Annotated in this window: 12 protein-coding genes; 8 read left to right on the top strand and 4 right to left on the bottom strand. The window is 55.4% G+C overall.

Translation table 11 applies throughout. The features are described from left to right. The first annotated feature begins 43 nt into the window (after window positions 1–43). Window positions 44–2,104: an ATP-binding protein gene (locus ACN0VM_RS11875; protein WP_417451101.1), complete on the top strand. Its 2,061-nt coding sequence runs from the start codon at window positions 44–46 to the stop codon at window positions 2,102–2,104. On the opposite strand, the gene ACN0VM_RS11870 is transcribed toward ACN0VM_RS11875, so the two are convergent. Beyond that, window positions 2,101–2,757 carry a response regulator gene (locus ACN0VM_RS11870; RefSeq protein WP_417451100.1) on the bottom strand — a complete coding sequence of 219 codons (657 nt, stop codon included), beginning with the start codon at window positions 2,755–2,757 and terminating at the stop codon, window positions 2,101–2,103. The genes ACN0VM_RS11875 and ACN0VM_RS11870 overlap by 4 nt on opposite strands. A 250-nt stretch (window positions 2,758–3,007) precedes the next feature. Between ACN0VM_RS11870 and ACN0VM_RS11865 the strand changes: the two genes are divergently transcribed. Then, entirely contained in the window at window positions 3,008–6,148 is a 3,141-nt protein-coding gene (locus tag ACN0VM_RS11865) for an efflux RND transporter permease subunit (RefSeq protein WP_417451099.1), read from the top strand. A gap of 41 nt (window positions 6,149–6,189) precedes the next feature. Beyond that, the gene (locus tag ACN0VM_RS11860; RefSeq protein ID WP_417451098.1) at window positions 6,190–7,272 is read left to right on the top strand and encodes an efflux RND transporter periplasmic adaptor subunit; all 1,083 of its coding nucleotides are present in this window, start codon (window positions 6,190–6,192) and stop codon (window positions 7,270–7,272) included. Between the two features lie 33 nt (window positions 7,273–7,305). Here ACN0VM_RS11860 and ACN0VM_RS11855 read toward each other — a convergent pair whose 3' ends face one another. Then, entirely contained in the window at window positions 7,306–8,301 is a 996-nt protein-coding gene (locus ACN0VM_RS11855) for a hypothetical protein (protein WP_417451097.1), read from the bottom strand. Between the two features lie 197 nt (window positions 8,302–8,498). Here ACN0VM_RS11855 and betI point away from each other — a divergent pair, with 197 nt between their 5' ends. From betI to ACN0VM_RS11840, 3 genes are all read left to right on the top strand, one after another. Then, on the top strand, window positions 8,499–9,086 hold the full coding sequence (gene betI / locus ACN0VM_RS11850) for a choline-responsive transcriptional repressor BetI (protein WP_417451096.1): 588 nt from the start codon (window positions 8,499–8,501) through the stop codon (window positions 9,084–9,086). Window positions 9,087–9,414: 328 nt separating this feature from the next. Further along, a complete protein-coding gene (locus ACN0VM_RS11845; protein ID WP_417451095.1) occupies window positions 9,415–11,739 on the top strand; it encodes a TonB-dependent receptor domain-containing protein in 2,325 nt (774 codons plus the stop codon). Between the two features lie 71 nt (window positions 11,740–11,810). Beyond that, window positions 11,811–12,920, top strand: a complete 1,110-nt coding sequence (locus ACN0VM_RS11840) for an alkaline phosphatase D family protein (protein WP_417451094.1) — start codon at window positions 11,811–11,813, stop codon at window positions 12,918–12,920. A gap of 60 nt (window positions 12,921–12,980) precedes the next feature. Here the strand turns inward: ACN0VM_RS11840 and ACN0VM_RS11835 are convergent, their stop codons facing one another. Both ACN0VM_RS11835 and ACN0VM_RS11830 read right to left on the bottom strand, forming a co-directional pair. Then, entirely contained in the window at window positions 12,981–14,123 is a 1,143-nt protein-coding gene (locus ACN0VM_RS11835) for a phosphoglyceromutase (RefSeq protein WP_417451093.1), read from the bottom strand. Window positions 14,124–14,256: 133 nt separating this feature from the next. Continuing rightward, window positions 14,257–15,081 (bottom strand): helix-turn-helix domain-containing protein, encoded by an 825-nt coding sequence (locus tag ACN0VM_RS11830; RefSeq protein WP_417451092.1) that lies wholly within the window; start codon window positions 15,079–15,081, stop codon window positions 14,257–14,259. A gap of 145 nt (window positions 15,082–15,226) precedes the next feature. Here ACN0VM_RS11830 and ACN0VM_RS11825 point away from each other — a divergent pair, with 145 nt between their 5' ends. Both ACN0VM_RS11825 and ACN0VM_RS11820 read left to right on the top strand, forming a co-directional pair. Beyond that, window positions 15,227–15,643: a hypothetical protein gene (locus ACN0VM_RS11825; protein WP_417451091.1), complete on the top strand. Its 417-nt coding sequence runs from the start codon at window positions 15,227–15,229 to the stop codon at window positions 15,641–15,643. 155 nt (window positions 15,644–15,798) lie between these two features. After that, entirely contained in the window at window positions 15,799–17,235 is a 1,437-nt protein-coding gene (locus tag ACN0VM_RS11820; protein ID WP_417451090.1) for a mechanosensitive ion channel family protein, read from the top strand. Window positions 17,236–17,256: the final 21 nt, after the last annotated feature.

Here is a 17,256-nt window from a genome sequence, read left to right as displayed (position 1 = left end):
ACGTATACTGTGCATTCGCAGCTAGAGATAAAGGGATCTACGAATGACTGGCTATCTGATAGTCGCTCTGATCGACATGGCAGTGGCATTTTATGTCCTTCGTACGTCTGGCAAAAGCCGGCCAGCGCTTACCTTTTCTCTTTTATGGTTATGTTTTGGTATCTGGTCTCTTGATCTTTATCTCGCATCAAGCATCGACGATGTCGCACAATTGGCTCCCGTATTTCACATGCTTCGCTTCGGTATGTTTTTTATAGCGCCCTGCATGATGCTTTTTTTCGCGCAGATAACCCGTACAAAAATTACCCTGCCGCTACAATTGATCATCGGTGGCTCGGCACTTACCAGCGCACTGCTGTATGTAAGTAACCTTTCTGTTTTCCAAAGCACGCTGGTCGCAGGCCCTGGTGGGTTCACGACCGCTGCTGATACGCTCTCTCGCGTCCATGAGGTTAACTTTGTTATTGGCGGCCTGATCAGCCTTGCCCTGACATTGCGCGCTTTGCGCTCCGCCATTTTCCGCGAGAAGCAGCGTATCCGCTGGTTGATGGCGGCCATTATCATTGGCACAACACTCGGCGTGACCAGCTTCGAACATTCCAAGTTGTTTGGTATGCTTGGAAATATTCTGGGACTTTCGATCCTTGCCTATGCCCTGTTGCGACACCATGTCATCACGCTGGGTGCCGCCATTCAAAGCGGGATCACCAAGGCTATTGCGCTCATGGTATTGGCAGCTGGATTTGCGCTACTTGAAATAGGCATTGCCAAATCCGGCCTGAGCGCAAGTGAGGTGACAATTATACGAATTCTCACGCTGTTCGCTGCATTGGAGAGCTACCCTTGGCTTGCTGCACGTATCACCAACTTGCGGGAGCGTTACGTCCTTCAACCGCCATACCACTATGAGTTTGTAACCAATTGGGTCTTGAGGGGTCTGAAAAACTGTTCCAGCCCCAAGGCTTTCCAGAGTCTCTCCGACGAGGTATTCCTCAAGCTCATTCAGGTTGAGCGTTATACTATAGAACTGAAAGCTTCGTCTTTTGATGAAGGCGATGATAAAAACCAGTTCCTGCGCTTCAGTGACTGCGGCCCGGTTTTGTCTCCTACCCCGGATGGAGACGCCACCTTTCTAAGTAAACTGAGCGATCTTAGAGATATGCTTTTTTACGATGAAGCGAAGCCATCGCTGAAGGATGACTTCGCCAAACGTCATATTAGCGCGTGCGTCCCGATTAAACGCGGCGATGAACAGATCGGACTAATCATTCTTGGTAAACCCGGCAAAATCGAACAATTCAGCTATGACGATATTCGCCTCATGGCCTGGTTCGCAACGGAGGTGGCCCCGACCCTTGATCACCTTGTCTCCATGACCCGTCTGGAGAAGGGGCTGAATGATGCCGAGAAAACACTGACCGTGGTCTCCCGTCTCAACGAATATAACCATGATGTCAAAACGCCCTTCTCCAATATTGAGGCGCTGTTGCTGGCGGGTGACGCCTTTAGCCCCGAAGAGCGTGAGGAAAAAATCCTCGATCAGGTAAAAAAAGGCCACGCCCTCGTGACAACCATGACCCGGATGCTGAAGGGCCAGCACCAGAAGATACTGACGCGCTTCAACCCCAATGAGGTCATTGAGGACGTGATCGCCAGCTTCCCGACCCATGCGGGTCTGGTGAAGGCGACCCTCAACCCGCTGCCACCCATGGATGGCTATGAGCAGGAAATCAGCATCATGCTGTCGAACCTGCTGTCGAACGCGTTCCAGGCGCTCGACAAGCCGCGCTCAAGCGTCACTATAGAGACATGGCATGACGTGGCACAGGATCAGATCGGCTGCCGCATCCGCGACAATGGCGTCGGTATGGATGCCGAAAGGCTGGCTGCGCTGTGGCAAAACGGTGAAAGCGGCAACCGCAAATCCGGCGGCACCGGTGTGGGCACGGGCGTGGTCAAGCGTATTATTGAAAGTCATAACGGTACCATCCGCGCCACCAGCGAGCCCGGTGTCGGAACGGAATTCACCCTGATGTTGCCAGCCGCCCAGCGCATGAAGCCCCGCGATGCGGGTGTTAATTCGCGCCGGGCATCTGCCAGTTAAGCGCCGGCCTGCAACCGTGTTTCAGCGAGCGCCAGCACGTTTGCCAGCTTCTCGGCCGTCACCGGCTTTGCCATAAAATCCTGCATTCCGGCATCAAGGCACGCCTGCTTCAGACGTCCGAGCCGGGGGTCGTTGGACATACCCACCATATAGGGCGGCGCATGCCCGCCGGTGGCATCCGCCCAGCCGCGCGCAAGGTCGGTACCACGGATCACCGGCGCATATTCGTCCAGGAAGATGATATCAAAATCCTGCTTTTCGCACAGGTCACGCGCGCTGACACCGTCGGCACAAACAACCACCTCATGCCCCAGTTTCTCCAGCAGCCTGAGGCCGATATCCCGGTGTATCTGGTCGTCGTCGACATAAAGTATCCGGAAAGAAGCCGTTGTGCCCGCCACCGAAGCCGGCGCGCCGGCTTCTTCCAGTGCTGCATCACCGGCAAGTTGCGCCCAGAAGGCGTCCAGCTCGGCATTGATCCTGTCTACCTGCCGGTTGATATCGGCCCTGAGCGCGGCACCTTGCTCCGCACTGTCCGGGATAAGCTCGCTCAAAGTCTTGATGGTTAAAAGCGGCGTGCGCAACTGATGCAAGAGCGCTGCGGCTATTGTTTCCGTGCTGCTCGCACTCCCGATTGGGTCGTCCTCTGTCACTTTCGGTCCCCTGGCAATAACATGCCCCCCGATAGCCTTAGGACGCACAGCCCACCGGGTCAATGTCTGTTGCTACCGCACCTGGCAACAACACCGCTTGTCCAAACACCTAAAAGCGTGACATTTTTCAAACAGTGTTTGGGAATGTCTGTCTTTTTAAGCGCTGGTTGAGAAAAACAACTTGCCAGAAAAGAACGAATAGAGAACTTTTCAGCATTCAAAATAAAAAAATACACGACAGGGACCAACCATGAAACTGACACGCCAAAGCTTGAATAACCCCGCCGCCGTTGCAATCGTGACAGCGGTTCTGATGCTGCTTGGCGTTATGTCGGTCAGCAGCATGCCAGCGCAGCTTCTGCCGCAGATCCAGAAGCCGATCATCTCGGTCGTCAACACATGGCCCGGTGCTTCCCCCGCCGAAATGGAATCAGAGATCGCCGTGCCGGTTGAAGAGGTGCTGGTTGGCACCCCCGGCATGACCGAGATGGTATCGTGGAACATGGCGAACTTTGGTTTCATGCAGCTTGAGTTTGCGCTTGAGACCGATATGACCACCGCGCTGATTGAGGTGATCAGCCGCCTCAATCGTTTGCGCCCGCTGCCCGCGAGCGCCGAAAAACCCCAGATCATGATGGGGGAATGGGGTGACGCCAACGACACCCTCATTGACTATTACATCCAGATGGCAGACCTGAGCGAAGAACAGGTTGCCAAAAACAGACGTTATATTCGCGACACCATCGTACCGGAACTGCAATCACTTTACGGTGTATCGCGCATTGAATTTGATGACGGCAGCGGCGGTACCGGCGAACAACTTCAGATCATCTTCGACCCCTACCGCGCGGCAGAACTGGGCATTGATATCGCACAGGTGCCCGCCCGCATTGGCCGCTCCGCCGATGTATCCAGCGGCTTTGTCGATGTGGGCCGCAAACAATATACCGTGCGCCTGGAAGGCCGCTATGACGCCGATGAACTGGCCGGCCTGATCCTGGAGTGGCGGGACGGGCTGCCCGTACGCCTTGGTGATGTGGCACGGGTGGAAATTGGCATCGGCCGCGCCGACGGTTTTATCTACCAGAACGGCAACCCGTCTTTCCGCCTGAGCATTTCCAAGAACAACGACGCCAACGTGCTGCAGGCCCTTGAAGGGGTAAAAACGAAACTGGACGAATTGAACGCCGGCCCCTTTGCCGAGCGCGGCCTTAAGGCGCAATATTCGTTTGACCCCAGCCTCTATATCAACCGGTCTATCAGCCTCCTGAGCGGCAACCTTGTCATTGGCATGATGCTGGCTGTTGTCGTGCTGTGGCTGTTCCTGCGCCAGTGGCGTGCTACCATGCTGATCGCACTTGCGATCCCCGTTTCGCTGTTGACCACCTTCCTCGTGCTTGAGTTGACCGGCCGCACCCTCAATGTCATATCCTTGGCGGGGCTGGCGTTCGCCTCAGGCATGGTGCTGGACGCCGCCATTGTGGTGCTGGAAAATATCGTGCGCTTGCGGGAACGCGGCGAACGTCCGCTTGAAGCCAGTGAGAAGGGGGCTTCACAGGTATGGGGCGCTTTGCTGGCCTCCACCGCAACGACGGTCGCCATTTTCATTCCCATCATGTTCCTCAAGGACGCTGAAGGGCAGATGTTTGCCGACCTCGCAATGACCATTGCCATTGGCGTCAGTGTATCGCTGTTTGTGGCCGTTACCATACTGCCGACCACCGCACGTTTCTGGATGCGTCACCTGCCGGAGCCTGAAACCGGCATCACCGTGTGGGACCGCATCACCGACAAGTTGATGGCCATGACCAACACACAAGGCAAGCGCTTCGCGTGGGTTGCCAGCCTGATTATCGTTTCGATAAGCCTGACAGTGACACTTTGGCCCCCAAGCAACTATCTGCCGCCGGTCAAACGCGACACCGTCGACAGCTTCCTGTTTTTCCCACCCGGAACCAATGTGGAAACCGCGGACAAGGAAATCGCCCAGGTGATCGATGCCCGTATCCAGCCTTACCTGAAGGGTGAAAAATCCCCCAAGGTGCGGGATTATTTTTTCTGGTCTTTCCCCGGCGCGACCGGCGGCTGGCTGGCGCTGAACGGTGAGGACGGTACGGACCTTAACGCGCTGCAAAACATCGTACAGACCGAGATCATCTCCGGCATTCCCGACATGTTCGGGTTCACCATGCGCCGCAGCCTGTTTGGCGGCTTTGACGACACCAACAGCGTTGAAATGCGCATGATGTCCACCGACCTGAACGCGGTCAAGAATGCCGCGATGGCGGGCATGGGTATTGTCATGGGTTCCATCCCCGGTGCAACAGCCAACCCGATGCCCGACCCCTTCGCCGAAGCCACGGAACTTCGGTTTGAGCCCAATGACGAACGACTGGCAGAAGTGGGCTGGACGCGCAGCGACCTGACATCCGTGGTGCTGGAGTTGGGGCAAGGTGCGTGGCTGGGCGAATATTTTGACGGCACCTCCCGGCTGGATATTTACCTCAAGTCCGAACGCTTCCAAACCCCGGAAGAAATGGCCGACCTGCCGGTCATGACACCCAAAGGCGGGCTTGTGCCCCTGGGTGAATTGGCCACCATCTCAATCACACTCGGCCCTAACACTATCGCGCGGTTCGACCGTGCGCGGGCATATAGTCTGTCTGTCAACCCGCCCGAAGGCATGTCACTTGAGGAGTTGATCACGACCCTCAGGACCGACGTTGAACCACAGCTTCAGGCCATGTTACCGCCCGGCAGCACCATCACCTATGCAGGCAGCGCGGAAGACCTTGAACGTGCCATCGGCACCTTAAGCGGGAACTTCCTGATGGCGCTTGGCCTGTTGATCCTGATCATGGCGGGTTTGTTCAAATCGCTCAAGGACGCGCTTCTGGTGATTATCGCCATTCCTTTGGCCTGCGTGGGCGGTGTGCTGGCGATCAACCTGATGAACCTGATCAATTTTCAGCCGCTTGACCTTCTGGGCATGATCGGGTTCATCATCCTTCTGGGCCTTGTGGTCAATAACGCCATTCTGCTGGTGGAACAGACCAGACGCGCCGAGAGCCGGGGATTCAGCCGCGTGGATGCCGTGCGTCAGGCGCTACGCCTCAGACTTAGGCCCATTTTCATGAGCACGCTGACCAGCCTCTTTGGCATGGCACCCCTGTTGCTGTTCCCCGGCTCGGGCAGCGAAATTTACCGTGGCATGGCCGCGGCTATTGTCGGCGGCATGAGTGTCTCAACGCTCTTTACCCTCGTACTGCTGCCAAGTCTTTTGCAGTTGACACCCGGCAAGACAGCAACGGCTGAGGGCGCCGACATTGACGGCGACGACAGCATAACTGACCGGCACGCCGAAGCGGCAAATAAACATGGCACCGTGTGACCGATATGATTGCCGATATGAATGAAAGAAAAGAATTTACGATGGCTATGACAATTTCACGTTCTTCCGCAAAGGCAATAGGCATGGGTGTGCTGTTTGCCCTCACGGCATCCCTTGGCGCCAACGCCCAGGGCATGCAGGAAATGCCGCCAGCCCAGGTTGAGGTTGCAGTGGCTGAAAAGCGTATGATGGCACCCGAGATGCTGGTGTCAGGCACCGTTATCAGCCTGAATGACAGCCGCATTGCGGCTGAGGTTGAAGGCCCGCTTTCATGGATCGCTCAGGTCGGCACGCAGGTTAAAAAAGGCGATGTAATCGCCCGCATTGACGACCGCCTGCTAACCGTTGCCGCCCGCCGGGCGGAAGCCAACCTCAAACGGCTGAAAGCCAACCTGGCGTTTCGCGAACAGGATGTGAAGCGCTATGAGGAACTGGCAAAAAGCGACAATGCGTCGAAAGCCCGGCTTCAGGAAGTCACAGCCCAACATGCCATGCTGCGCGAGGAAATCGCAGATGCGCGGGCGTCTGCAGACAAAGCAACAGGCGACCTCGCCCGCGCCGAGATCAAGGCGCCCTTTCCCGGACACGTCGTACAGCGCCTTGCCAATATCGGCGAATATATGAACATAAGCGACCCGCTGCTCAGGCTTGTTGATACCGAAAATGTCGAGGTTGTCATCCCTGCCCCGATCACCATCACCCCACACCTGAAGGCTGGCGATATCGTCACGGTGCATGATGGTCTTACCAGCCGCATGCTGCCGATCCGCACGGTTGTGCCGGTGGGCGACATGGTCTCCCGAATGGTGGAAGTACGCCTGACGGCAAAGGCCGATATATGGATGATCGGCACACCGGTAAAGGTAAGCTTGCCCAAGGGTACCGCAACCGAAGCCGTGGCCGTACCGCGCGACGCCATCGTGCTGAAAAGCGGTTCGCGCTATCTCTACAAGGTTACACCGGACAATAAGGCAGAGCAGATCACGGTAGAAATTGACGCGGCCATCGGGCTTTGGGTATCGCTCAAAGGCGGGGTCGAGGTTGGCGATAAAGTGGTCATCCGCGGGGCGGAGCGTCTGATGCCCGGCCAGAGTGTGATGATTCGGCAGGCAGGCAGCCGTTAATATCTGCCGAGCAGGGAACCACAATATGGGCTTCTATTTGAGGCCCATTCTCTTTTTGATCCGTGACACATCTTGCTGCAGTTCCTTCAGCATCGCCAGCTGGATATTGATGATTTCGGTCATTCCGGCCGGCGAAACATCATAGAGTCTGTCGTCTGTGTCCGTCACTGCGTTCCATCCGGGCATTTTAACATCGGCGAAGAAGGTTTCCTTGAGCCAGCGGTTTTCCGGCTGGAAGTGTTGCATTATTGCGCGCCGAGGCTCCACATCCAGTGGGTTGACCTTGTGGACCGGATCGCCTTCTACGTAGGACCGGATGAAATCAATCAGTTCTTCATCATCGCTGCCCTCAAACAGATACGGGCTTTCCTTCAGCGCAGCACCAAGATAACTGCTTACCAGTGGCGCGGGTTCCGGCGCATCGATAAAACCTTCCGCATCAAGACCCAGCGCATGCCAGAAATCTTGCGCCAGGGTTTTCCCTTTCAGGACCTTGTGCCACAAAAACTGAACACGCATTCTGTCATGACCAAAGAGGTCAAGATACTCCTCAAGCGCGTTCCGATAATGGCAGCGCGGATGGGTCGTAACAAGCCGGTTGATATAGGCATTCAGGCCCTCTCCGGTTTTAAAATCCCCCTGCATCCACCAGTCGACCACAAGGTCGTCCTGCCGCTTGAAATAATAAAGCAGCTTACAGTCGAAATAATCGCGCAATGCCGCCACGAACTTTGCGCCCCCCGGTACAGCAAGGTTGGGCGCGCTCAACACTACAGCCTGCAGACCCTGCGCATCCGCTAACGCGCGCAAGTTTCGAAAAACGGCTGAAAGTGACGGCGACGAAGGGTCGCTGTCAAGATACGGCGAAAAAAATGCAGAGCTCCCCGGCTTGCCGCTAAGCAGAAGCTGGCTATCGCACACACCATAACCGCGCGCCTTTAAAACATCCCGGTTGGCGCATAACAACGCCTCGATGTGGCCGCTGCTTCCATAGAGATGCCCGATGTGAAGATAGAGTTTGACCGCCATTATCTGCTCCGTACGCCGTCAAGGCCATTCGCGGCACCATATAACGCTGCGTAGCCCTTTCAGGCAACGACATTGTGCCCGCAGATTGCCCGGCTTAGCCTTAAAGCCGAGTAAGTACTGATAGACATAATTGACCATCGCAGCCCACTGTGGCAGCACTCATAATCAACAGTATCAATAGTGGTTAGGTAAACGTAATGCCAAAAGTGGGAATGCAGCCGATCAGACGGCAACAACTGATCGACGCAACCATTCGCACCATCGCGAGGGTAGGTTATTCTGAAACGACCGTCAGCAGGATAGCCAAGGAAGCCAAGCTTTCGGTGGGTATCATCTCTCATTACTTCGGCGGAAAGCAAAGTCTGCTTGAAGCGTCCATGGCTTATCTTCTTTTTGACCTGCATCACGCGTTTACCCAACAACTCAAAAGCGCCACGACGCCACGGCAACGGTTGTCGGTCATCATCACCACCAATTTTGCGAATGAGCAGTATGCGCCGGGGATCGTGCGCGCCTGGCTTTCCTTCTGGGCGCAGGTGCCCTTCTCGCCACAGCTCAAAAGACTGCAGAACATTTATAACAGACGCCTGCTTTCCAACCTGCGCCATGAGTTCCGACACTTGGTGCAAGAGAACACCGTGCCAGAAGGCGCTGAGATGATTGCCTCCCTCATTGACGGGTTCTGGCTGCGGACCACTGTGAGTGGCGAGGCCGCCAACCTTGAAGGTATTCTCCATCAGATCGAAACTGCGATTGATCGGTTCGTCGCAGTACATCGCCTGTAACACCCGCGCGCGGAGCTTGCGGCCAAGTGTGCAGCTGAGTCTGCTTTCATTGCACAGACTTTGCACAGATTTGTCGCAAAATGCGGGTTTTGTTGCACAGTTGCTGCACAGAATTTTCGCGCTGCAAAACGCGCCTGCGTCTAATTCATCAACGCGTACAGAAGTTTAGCATAGCCACCAAAGTTTTGCTAATCGCTCATAATTCCGTCACCAAACCGTAATGATTTCAGGGCATTAAAGCCTCTGCCAACTTTTATTGAATGATTGTTCAATAAAAGTTAATATTAATACATACCATTAAACAGGGCGGAGAATTATGACATTTCATATGACAAAAAAAATGCTGCTGGGGGCCTGTAGTATTCTGGTCCTCTCCACCGCAGCACAGGCACAGGATGCCTCCACATCAGCCGATACGGACGCAGTAGATTTCGAGGAAATCATTGTTTCCGCACAGAAAACCACTTTCGCAAACAACGCCACCGATAGCACCATGCTCGATCAGCAGCCGGATGCTGCGAGCGTTCTTTCCGTGATTGACAACCTGCCGGGTATCTTTGTCGCCGAAGGCGGCGCACTGGGTTCCGATGACTGGTCAACGACGCTGTCAATCCGGGGTTTCACCGTAAGCCTTTCGGAACAACAGGTTGGCATGACCATCGACGGCTTGCCAAACGGCAACTCCAACTATGGCGGCGGTGCCAAGGCCAACCGCTATATCGACAGCGAAAACCTCTCGCGCGCTGAAGTGTCACAAGGTACTGCCGATATCGCATCACCATCCCATGAAGCACTGGGCGGCACGATCAACTTTGTATCCAGTGCCCCGTCTGAAGAGCAACGTTTCTGGGCCAGCCTCAGCATTGGGGAAAACAATACCCAACGTTATTTTTTCCGCTATGACACAGGCGAAATTGCGCCGGGCACAACGGCTTACCTCAGCTATTCCAACCAGTCGACCGACGCCTGGATTGGTAACGCGGGTGGCTCCACGCGCGACCACTTCGCCGCGAAGATTGTCTCCGAGCAGGACGATTGGACCTTCACCGGCCGCCTGTCATGGGACGACACACACGAGAACAATTTCCAGCGTATTTCCCTCGCCCAGTTTGAGGAAGACCCTGATTGGGACCGCCTGACCGACACGGTTACCGGCGTGCCTTATATTGATCAGGTCTACCGTCCGGCATGGGGCACCCTGCGCGAAAACTGGTTTGCCTATGTGAAAGCCGAATACAAAGGCGAAAACTTCGATTTCAGCGTATCACCCTACTATCACGAGAATGCAGGCCGCGGTGACTGGGCCCCGCCTTACATGATTGCGGTTGGTGGCGGTGAAGAACAGGCAAACGGGACCATCTATGGTGGCTCGGCTGTTGGCTCCTATATTTATACCGACAGCAACGGTACCCCGCTTGCGCCAATCGACGGCTGCACTGCAACACTTAGCTTTCCTTATGGCGGCGGGGCCCCTGCCAACAACCCGGCCTGTTATGAAGCCGGTGCACGGCCGAACAGCTCCTACCGTCACACCCACTACGGTAAAAAACGCTATGGCGCGACCGCGGATGCCGCATACCGCCTCGGCGACATCAACACGATCCGCGCCGGTATCTGGGTTGAGAAGTCCGACCGTGACGAGTGGCGCGACTGGCACCGCATCATTGATCCCACAGTGGGCATCGAGTATGACGATATCGCCTACTGGCGCCAGTATGACCGCTCATTTGAAACAGACACCCTGATGGTCTATGCAGAAGACACCATTGATCTGGGTGACCTGTCATTGCGTGGTGGAGTTAAAAAATTCTTCGTCGACCTCACACGCACAGACAACTTCGGCGCAGAACCGGAATTGGGCCTTGAATCCGATTCCGATATTCTCTTCAGCGCCGGTGCTATCTATAATGTCACCGACGATCTTGAGCTTTTTGCCGGCTTCTCGCAGAACTTTGCGGCGATCAAAGACGGTGTCATTGAAGGCCGCGCCAGCGAAACCAACCCTGACGTGCCACAACTCGAAGGCGAAACAGCCGACAACTATGACTTCGGTGTGCGTTTCAGCAACAACTGGCTGCGCGCGACGGTTACCGGTTACTATACAAAGTTCAACAACCGCATCACCTTTGTGTCGGCCGGTGACCCGGTTGGCGGCATTGACTATCTTGAAGAAGGTGAAGGCACCTACCTGAACGTGGGCGGTATCGAATCCAAGGGCGTCGAGGCAAGCATTTCCGCTGACTTTGCCGAACACTGGAACATCTATAGCTCGTTGACGCTCAACGACTCTGAATACACCGAAACGACAGCGGAGGTCATAGAAGGCAACAAGGTCGCGCTCGCGCCCGAGTTCCAGCTTGTCGGTACACTGAGCTACTACAACGAAGGTGTGCGCGCGGGTGTTTCCGCCAAGCATGTGGGCGAGCGTTACGGCGATTTCGCCAACACGCAGGAACTGCCGTCCTTCACCCTTGTTGATGCATGGATCGGCTATACCGTGGACGAGAATGTCATTCCTGGCATCCAGACCATTGATATCAGCCTGAATGTATCAAACCTGACCGACAAGAACTATCTCGGTGGCGGCACGCCGGGTTCCTACTTCATCGGTTCCGACCGTCAGGTTATCGCCAACCTCACGCTCAAGTTCTAACATCCAGCGACTTGGGGGCGCCCTGGCCTTAAGGCCGGGGCGCCCACTTCATCCAAAACCGGGAGGATTTTATGATCACACGGCGAACCAGCCTTAAACTAATGAGTGCAGCAGCAGGCGCCGCCGCCATGGCGCCGCTTGGTTTTGCTCAGGCAGCAACGCCGGACGCAGAGATCACTGAAAAGGGTGTATCCCGCATACTGTTTGGCTCGTGTGCCAATCAGGATAAACCCCAGCCCATCTGGGCACCGATCAATGCACTTGACCCCGATCTTTTTATCTTTCTCGGCGACAATATATACGGCGACACCCGCGATATGGCAGTGCTGGCCGACAAATATAAAAAGTTTGGCGAGATTGACGGGTTTAAAACCCTCAAGGCGAAGACCCCGCTCATCGCTACATGGGACGACCATGACTATGGCGAAAACGATGCAGGCAAAGAATACCCGGAAAAGGAGCGCTCAAGGGAGTTGTTTCTGGACTTCTGGAACGAACCCGCAGACAGCCTGCGCCGCCGCGATAACGACGGCATCTATACCTCCCACATGTATGGCCCCGAAGACCAGCGAGTGCAGGTGATCCTTTTGGACCTGCGCTGGAACCGGACAGAGTTGACCCACGTCACGAAAGAAGAATTCAAGCGTCGGGACCAGATGGCGTTTGGCCCCTACCTGCCAACAACCCGCGCAGGTGCTACCATGCTGGGGGAAAAACAATGGGCCTGGCTTGAGGGTGAACTGAAAAAGCCTGCAAGGCTGCGTATCATCGGCTCAAGCCTGCAGTTCATCTCCACCTTCCCCGGCTGGGAAGCCTGGAGCCTGTTCCCGAATGAGCGCCAGCGCATGATTAACCTGATCAGCGACACGAAAGCAAACGGCGTGCTGTTTATCAGCGGAGACACCCACTGGGCGGAAATATCACGGCAGGATGACATGCATGTGCCCTACCCCTTGTATGACTTCACCTCAAGCGGCCTGACCGAGACATGGTATAACATGAGCCCGAACGCATACCGCTTGCCCGGTTGCATGTTCACCAAAGCCAACTTTGGCATTATTGAAATAGACTGGCGTGTACCCAACCCGCATATCGTGCTGCAGGCACGCGACGTGGACGGCAAGCCGGTGTTTGAAAAATCCCTGTTGCTGGATCAACTCTCTCCCCAGGGACGCCTCTAGTATCGGCCTTGTGCCACAGGGGTGAGGCGGAGCCACCGGGCATGGGGGCTCCGCTTTTTTTCATTTGCCAATCATCGCACTGATGGGCTCGCCTGCCTCAAGCTTTTCATGGCTGTCTTCAAAGCGGTAGCCAAGCAGTTTTGCAGCCGTGGCTGCAACCTGATTGAGCTTCACGGTCTCCCCGCCGGATAGTTCACCCAGCGCGGGCGTATCTGGCCCCAGCGCCGCCATCCAAATCTGGTCATCACCCTTGAAGTCGCTCACCGCCTGTGTGCCGTCTTCTTTGGTATAGGGGAAACGCCCGTGGTGTTTCCACGCAGCAAGGCTATCACTGCCCCGGCCATGGTCTGTGGTGATCAGGAGGGTGGTTTTACCGGCATAGCGCGGGTCGGATTGCACCCATGCCCACAGTTCAGCGATTGCGGTGTCGCTACGGTGTGCCGCGCGGATATATTGGTCATATAGCCCTTCGTGGGCAAAATCATCGGTTTCGCCCAGCGCGATATAAAGGAACTTCATTTTCTCACGGGCAAGTGCCGCGCGGGCAAAGCCCATGGTGAAAGCGTCCAGCCGCACTGTATCCCACGGGCTGGGCACCTCAGTCTGCAACTTGTTCAGGAAGGCGACTTCCGCACCGCTGCCACTATAGGCCTCAAAACCCGCATTAACCGGCACACCTGCCCGCTTTTCATTCACGATGTAGGGAAACACATCCCAAGAGCCAAAGGCTTCCACCTTGCCGTTGTTTTCAGGCATGTGGTTCAACCATTCAAGGATGGTCCGGTTCGGGTTTAAAATCTTGTCATTGCTGGTGATGCGATCATCGTCGGCAATACCTGTCAAAATCTCGCTATAACCGGGGTAGGAGAAATGATAGCGGTTGCCAAGCTCACCCTTGCTGCCCTTGTCCCGGTTGCCATAAAGCTGGCCGTCCTGCGCGATGGTACCCCAGAAAAAGGGCATCAGAGCCGCGCGGCGCTCGTTTAAACTGTCACGCCAATACTGTTGTTTGAAGTCGCCATGATGCTTTTTATAGGCGATGAACTCCTGCTGGTCAAAAAAGGCATTATCAACACCACGAAAGACTTCCTGCCAGCGCATGCCGTCAATGGTGATGAGGATAACCGTCTCGGTCTTGCGGTCATCCGACCAAGCCTGATGAGCCAACACAATACATAAAATAATCGACACAATCACACGCACAGCGCTCTCCCTGCAATACCCGCACAAAAAGGCGAGCCTTATTACCATTAGCAGATGTCACTGTGCGGTAAAGCCATGACGCTTTTTTGTCAGCCCGCGTGAAATTGAACAATTATTCAACAATAAAATCGGATCAAGCTTGGGCTCCCGCTAAAGCACTGCGGGTTGCTGCGTCTGCGGGGAAAAAAGATTCGATGGCGATCTCCGACAAGGTGACATCTACAGGCGTACCAAAGACAGTAATTGTTGAGAAAAAAGCCAGCTTGCCGGAGGGCATATCAAGCTCAAACGGCACAAATACATCACTGTATTCCAGCGCCTCACCACTGGTATCACCACTGGCATCATCACTGGCACCATCTCCCGCCGGATATGTCTCCAGCTCAGCACACAACTCCGACAGAGCCGGGTCTGCGGTGACTTCTATCTGGTGCCCAAGGCGGTCAAGCAGATGGCGCTTCCAACTGCCGAGGTTGCTGATAAAGGGTGCCAGCCCGCCGGGGTGCAGCGAAAGTCTCAGCACATTGACAGGCGGCTGTAAAAGCGAAGCCTCTCGCACCACCGACAGGAAGGGGGTGATTGCGGCATTGGAGGCCACCATGTTCCAGTGACGGTCCACCGCAATTGCCGGATAAGGCTCATGGCTGGTCAGCAGAAGGTCGATTGCTTCCCGCGCAGCCTTAAGCGATGGATCGTCCAGTTCCCGTGCCAGATAAAGCGGTGCGTATCCGGCGGCAAGCAACAAAGTGTTCCGCTCCCTGAGCGGTATATCAAGGCATTCGGTCAGGCGGATAACCATATCCCTGCTGGGGGTTGAGCGCCCGGTCTCGATAAAGCTCAGGTGTTTTTGCGATATTTCTGCGTCGAGGGAGAATTCAAGCTGGCTCAGGCGACGACGGTTGCGCCATACCTTGAGTTGCCCGCCAAATCGCTGTTGTTTGTTCTCTGTCGTGCTCATGGCCGTCCTCGCGTCTGTGACCCGGTTTTCTCCCGTAGTTCCAGTGGTAACGGGTATTTATTTTGCGTTCAATTACCTCCGGGTTAATCGACACACGGTTTTGCGCAGGGGAAGATGGCTCAAATTCAAACCAAAGGAGCTTGACATGAGCCAGATAGCACAAAACTTTTCCCTTCTGAAATGGGCGTTGCTTGTCGACGCCGCTACAAGCGCCGCAACCGGTTTATTGCTGGTATTTGCAGCAAACACGTTGGCCAGCCTTCTGGGGCTGCCCTCCGACCTGCTGTTATACTGCGGCCTGTTTTTCATTCCCTGGGCCGCAGTGCTGGCATTTGTTGCCACCCGCAGGGACATCAAACCAGCCGCCGTTTGGCCCATTGCTGTGCTTAACCTTGTGTGGGGGGCAGACAGTTTTTTACTACTCGCCAGCATAGACCCCGCGCCCACCTTGCTGGGGTCTGCTTTTATCACAGTACAGGCCGTTGTGGTCCTTGGCTTTGCCGGTGCACAGATCGTGGGCCTGAAACGCCGCAAGGCTGTCGCAGCGTTTCAGTCCGCCTAGACTTAACGTCTTTCTCTTCTCCCGGCGTGGCATACCCCATGCCGGGATACGGCAACGAACTGCTGAATTTTATGGGTTCTTGATGCCCTGCCCAGAAGCCCCGTCTCCCGCTCTGATGACTTGAACTCTATACTTTCGCGCCAGAGGAGACACCCATGGCACAAGCAGACAGCAGCAGTATCAATTCCTACATAGCCGAAATGAGCAACCACACAAGCGACGCTCAGGCATGGCTTTTGGCATACATACAGCAACCCCACACCTATACCCAGTTCGCGATCATTGTCGGCATCCTTGCACTGGCCCTGCTGATTGGCAGGCTGGCGCAGAAAAAGATCGCGGAACCTATCGAGGGTGATCGTTCCAATATCCGCACCATCCGCAAGATCGCGCCAAGGCTTGCCGCCCTTATCGCACCGGCAATCAGCGTGATCCTGCTGATTGCGGCCGCCCGTCTCGCACTACGGTTCATGGAGACCGCAGATATACTGGAGACGGCAACCCGTCTCGCCACCATCTGGTTGATGTGGACGGCCATTCGTTCGCTGGTGAACAGCCCGCTAATCCGCACCATTGGCATGTGGATTCTCGTGCCCGCCGCTTTCCTGCATGCCTTCAACGAACTCGGGCAGGTGATTGAGGCTCTGGAGGCAGCCAGCTTTGACGTGGGCAAGGTGGAGATATCCGCCTACACAATCGTCAAAGGTATTGTCTTCTTCAGCGTTCTGTTCTGGATGGGTAAGTTCCTAAGTCAGTCCGGCGGGGAATATATCCGCCGAAAAGACGGCCTGACCGTCTCGACGCAGGAACTGCTGGTAAAGCTGTTCGATATCGCACTCTACATCATCCTGTTTATCGTATCGCTGGACCTGATCGGTATCGACCTCACGGCATTGACCGTGTTCAGTGGTGCGCTTGGTGTCGGCCTTGGTTTTGGCCTGCAGAAAATCGCCTCCAATTTCATCAGCGGCATCATACTGCTGAGCGAAAAATCTGTAACACTGGGCAACCTTGTCGAAATGGACAATGGCACCTTCGGTTACATGCGCAAGCTGGGCGCGCGGGCCAGCGTCATAGAGACCTTCGACGGTAAGGAGGTCATGGTGCCTAACGAGGATTTCATCACTTCCCGGGTTGCCAACCTCACCCACACGGCGAATACAGGCCGGGTCGATGTACCTGTGGGTGTCTCCTATGGTGCCGATTTGGCGGAAGCGCATGACTGTATTCTGGCCGCAGCCACAGAGTATGACGGCGCGTCAAAAGACGACGATCTGCAGCCACAATGTTTCCTGCGCTCGTTCGGTGACAGTTCGGTGAATTTCCTGCTGACCTTCTGGATTGACGACGTGCATTCCGGGCGATGGCGCGCGCAAAGCGACGTCATGTTTGCTGTCTGGAATAACCTGAAAGATGCAGGTATCGAGATCCCCTTCCCACAGCGCGACCTGCACATCAAGGATGCCAAAATCGATTTTGGCGACAAGGCAAGAGCGCCCAAGTCCGAAGATGAAGATGAAGATGAAGATGAAGATGAAAACCCTGCGGCAGACGACACCCCTGCAGGTGAAGAAAACGACAAAGCTGCCTGAGCCTGCCAATAAAAAAGGCCC

Origin of the sequence: Kordiimonas sp. (assembly GCF_048260245.1) — a bacterium.
GTDB lineage: Bacteria > Pseudomonadota > Alphaproteobacteria > Sphingomonadales > Kordiimonadaceae > Kordiimonas.
This window is presented reverse-complemented; position numbering and strand designations above follow the sequence as displayed.

Bases quoted from the DNA above. Each gene is read 5' to 3' on its own strand.
- ACN0VM_RS11875 (WP_417451101.1), top strand. From the start codon at position 44: ATGACTGGCTATCTGATAGTCGCTCTGATCGACATGGCAGTGGCATTT.
- ACN0VM_RS11855 (WP_417451097.1), bottom strand. From the start codon at position 8,301: ATGGCGGTCAAACTCTATCTTCACATCGGGCATCTCTATGGAAGCAGC.
- ACN0VM_RS11865 (WP_417451099.1), top strand. From the start codon at position 3,008: ATGAAACTGACACGCCAAAGCTTGAATAACCCCGCCGCCGTTGCAATC.
- ACN0VM_RS11830 (WP_417451092.1), bottom strand. From the start codon at position 15,081: ATGAGCACGACAGAGAACAAACAACAGCGATTTGGCGGGCAACTCAAG.
- ACN0VM_RS11825 (WP_417451091.1), top strand. From the start codon at position 15,227: ATGAGCCAGATAGCACAAAACTTTTCCCTTCTGAAATGGGCGTTGCTT.
- betI (WP_417451096.1), top strand. From the start codon at position 8,499: ATGCCAAAAGTGGGAATGCAGCCGATCAGACGGCAACAACTGATCGAC.
- ACN0VM_RS11820 (WP_417451090.1), top strand. From the start codon at position 15,799: ATGGCACAAGCAGACAGCAGCAGTATCAATTCCTACATAGCCGAAATG.
- ACN0VM_RS11845 (WP_417451095.1), top strand. From the start codon at position 9,415: ATGACAAAAAAAATGCTGCTGGGGGCCTGTAGTATTCTGGTCCTCTCC.
- ACN0VM_RS11860 (WP_417451098.1), top strand. From the start codon at position 6,190: ATGGCTATGACAATTTCACGTTCTTCCGCAAAGGCAATAGGCATGGGT.
- ACN0VM_RS11840 (WP_417451094.1), top strand. From the start codon at position 11,811: ATGATCACACGGCGAACCAGCCTTAAACTAATGAGTGCAGCAGCAGGC.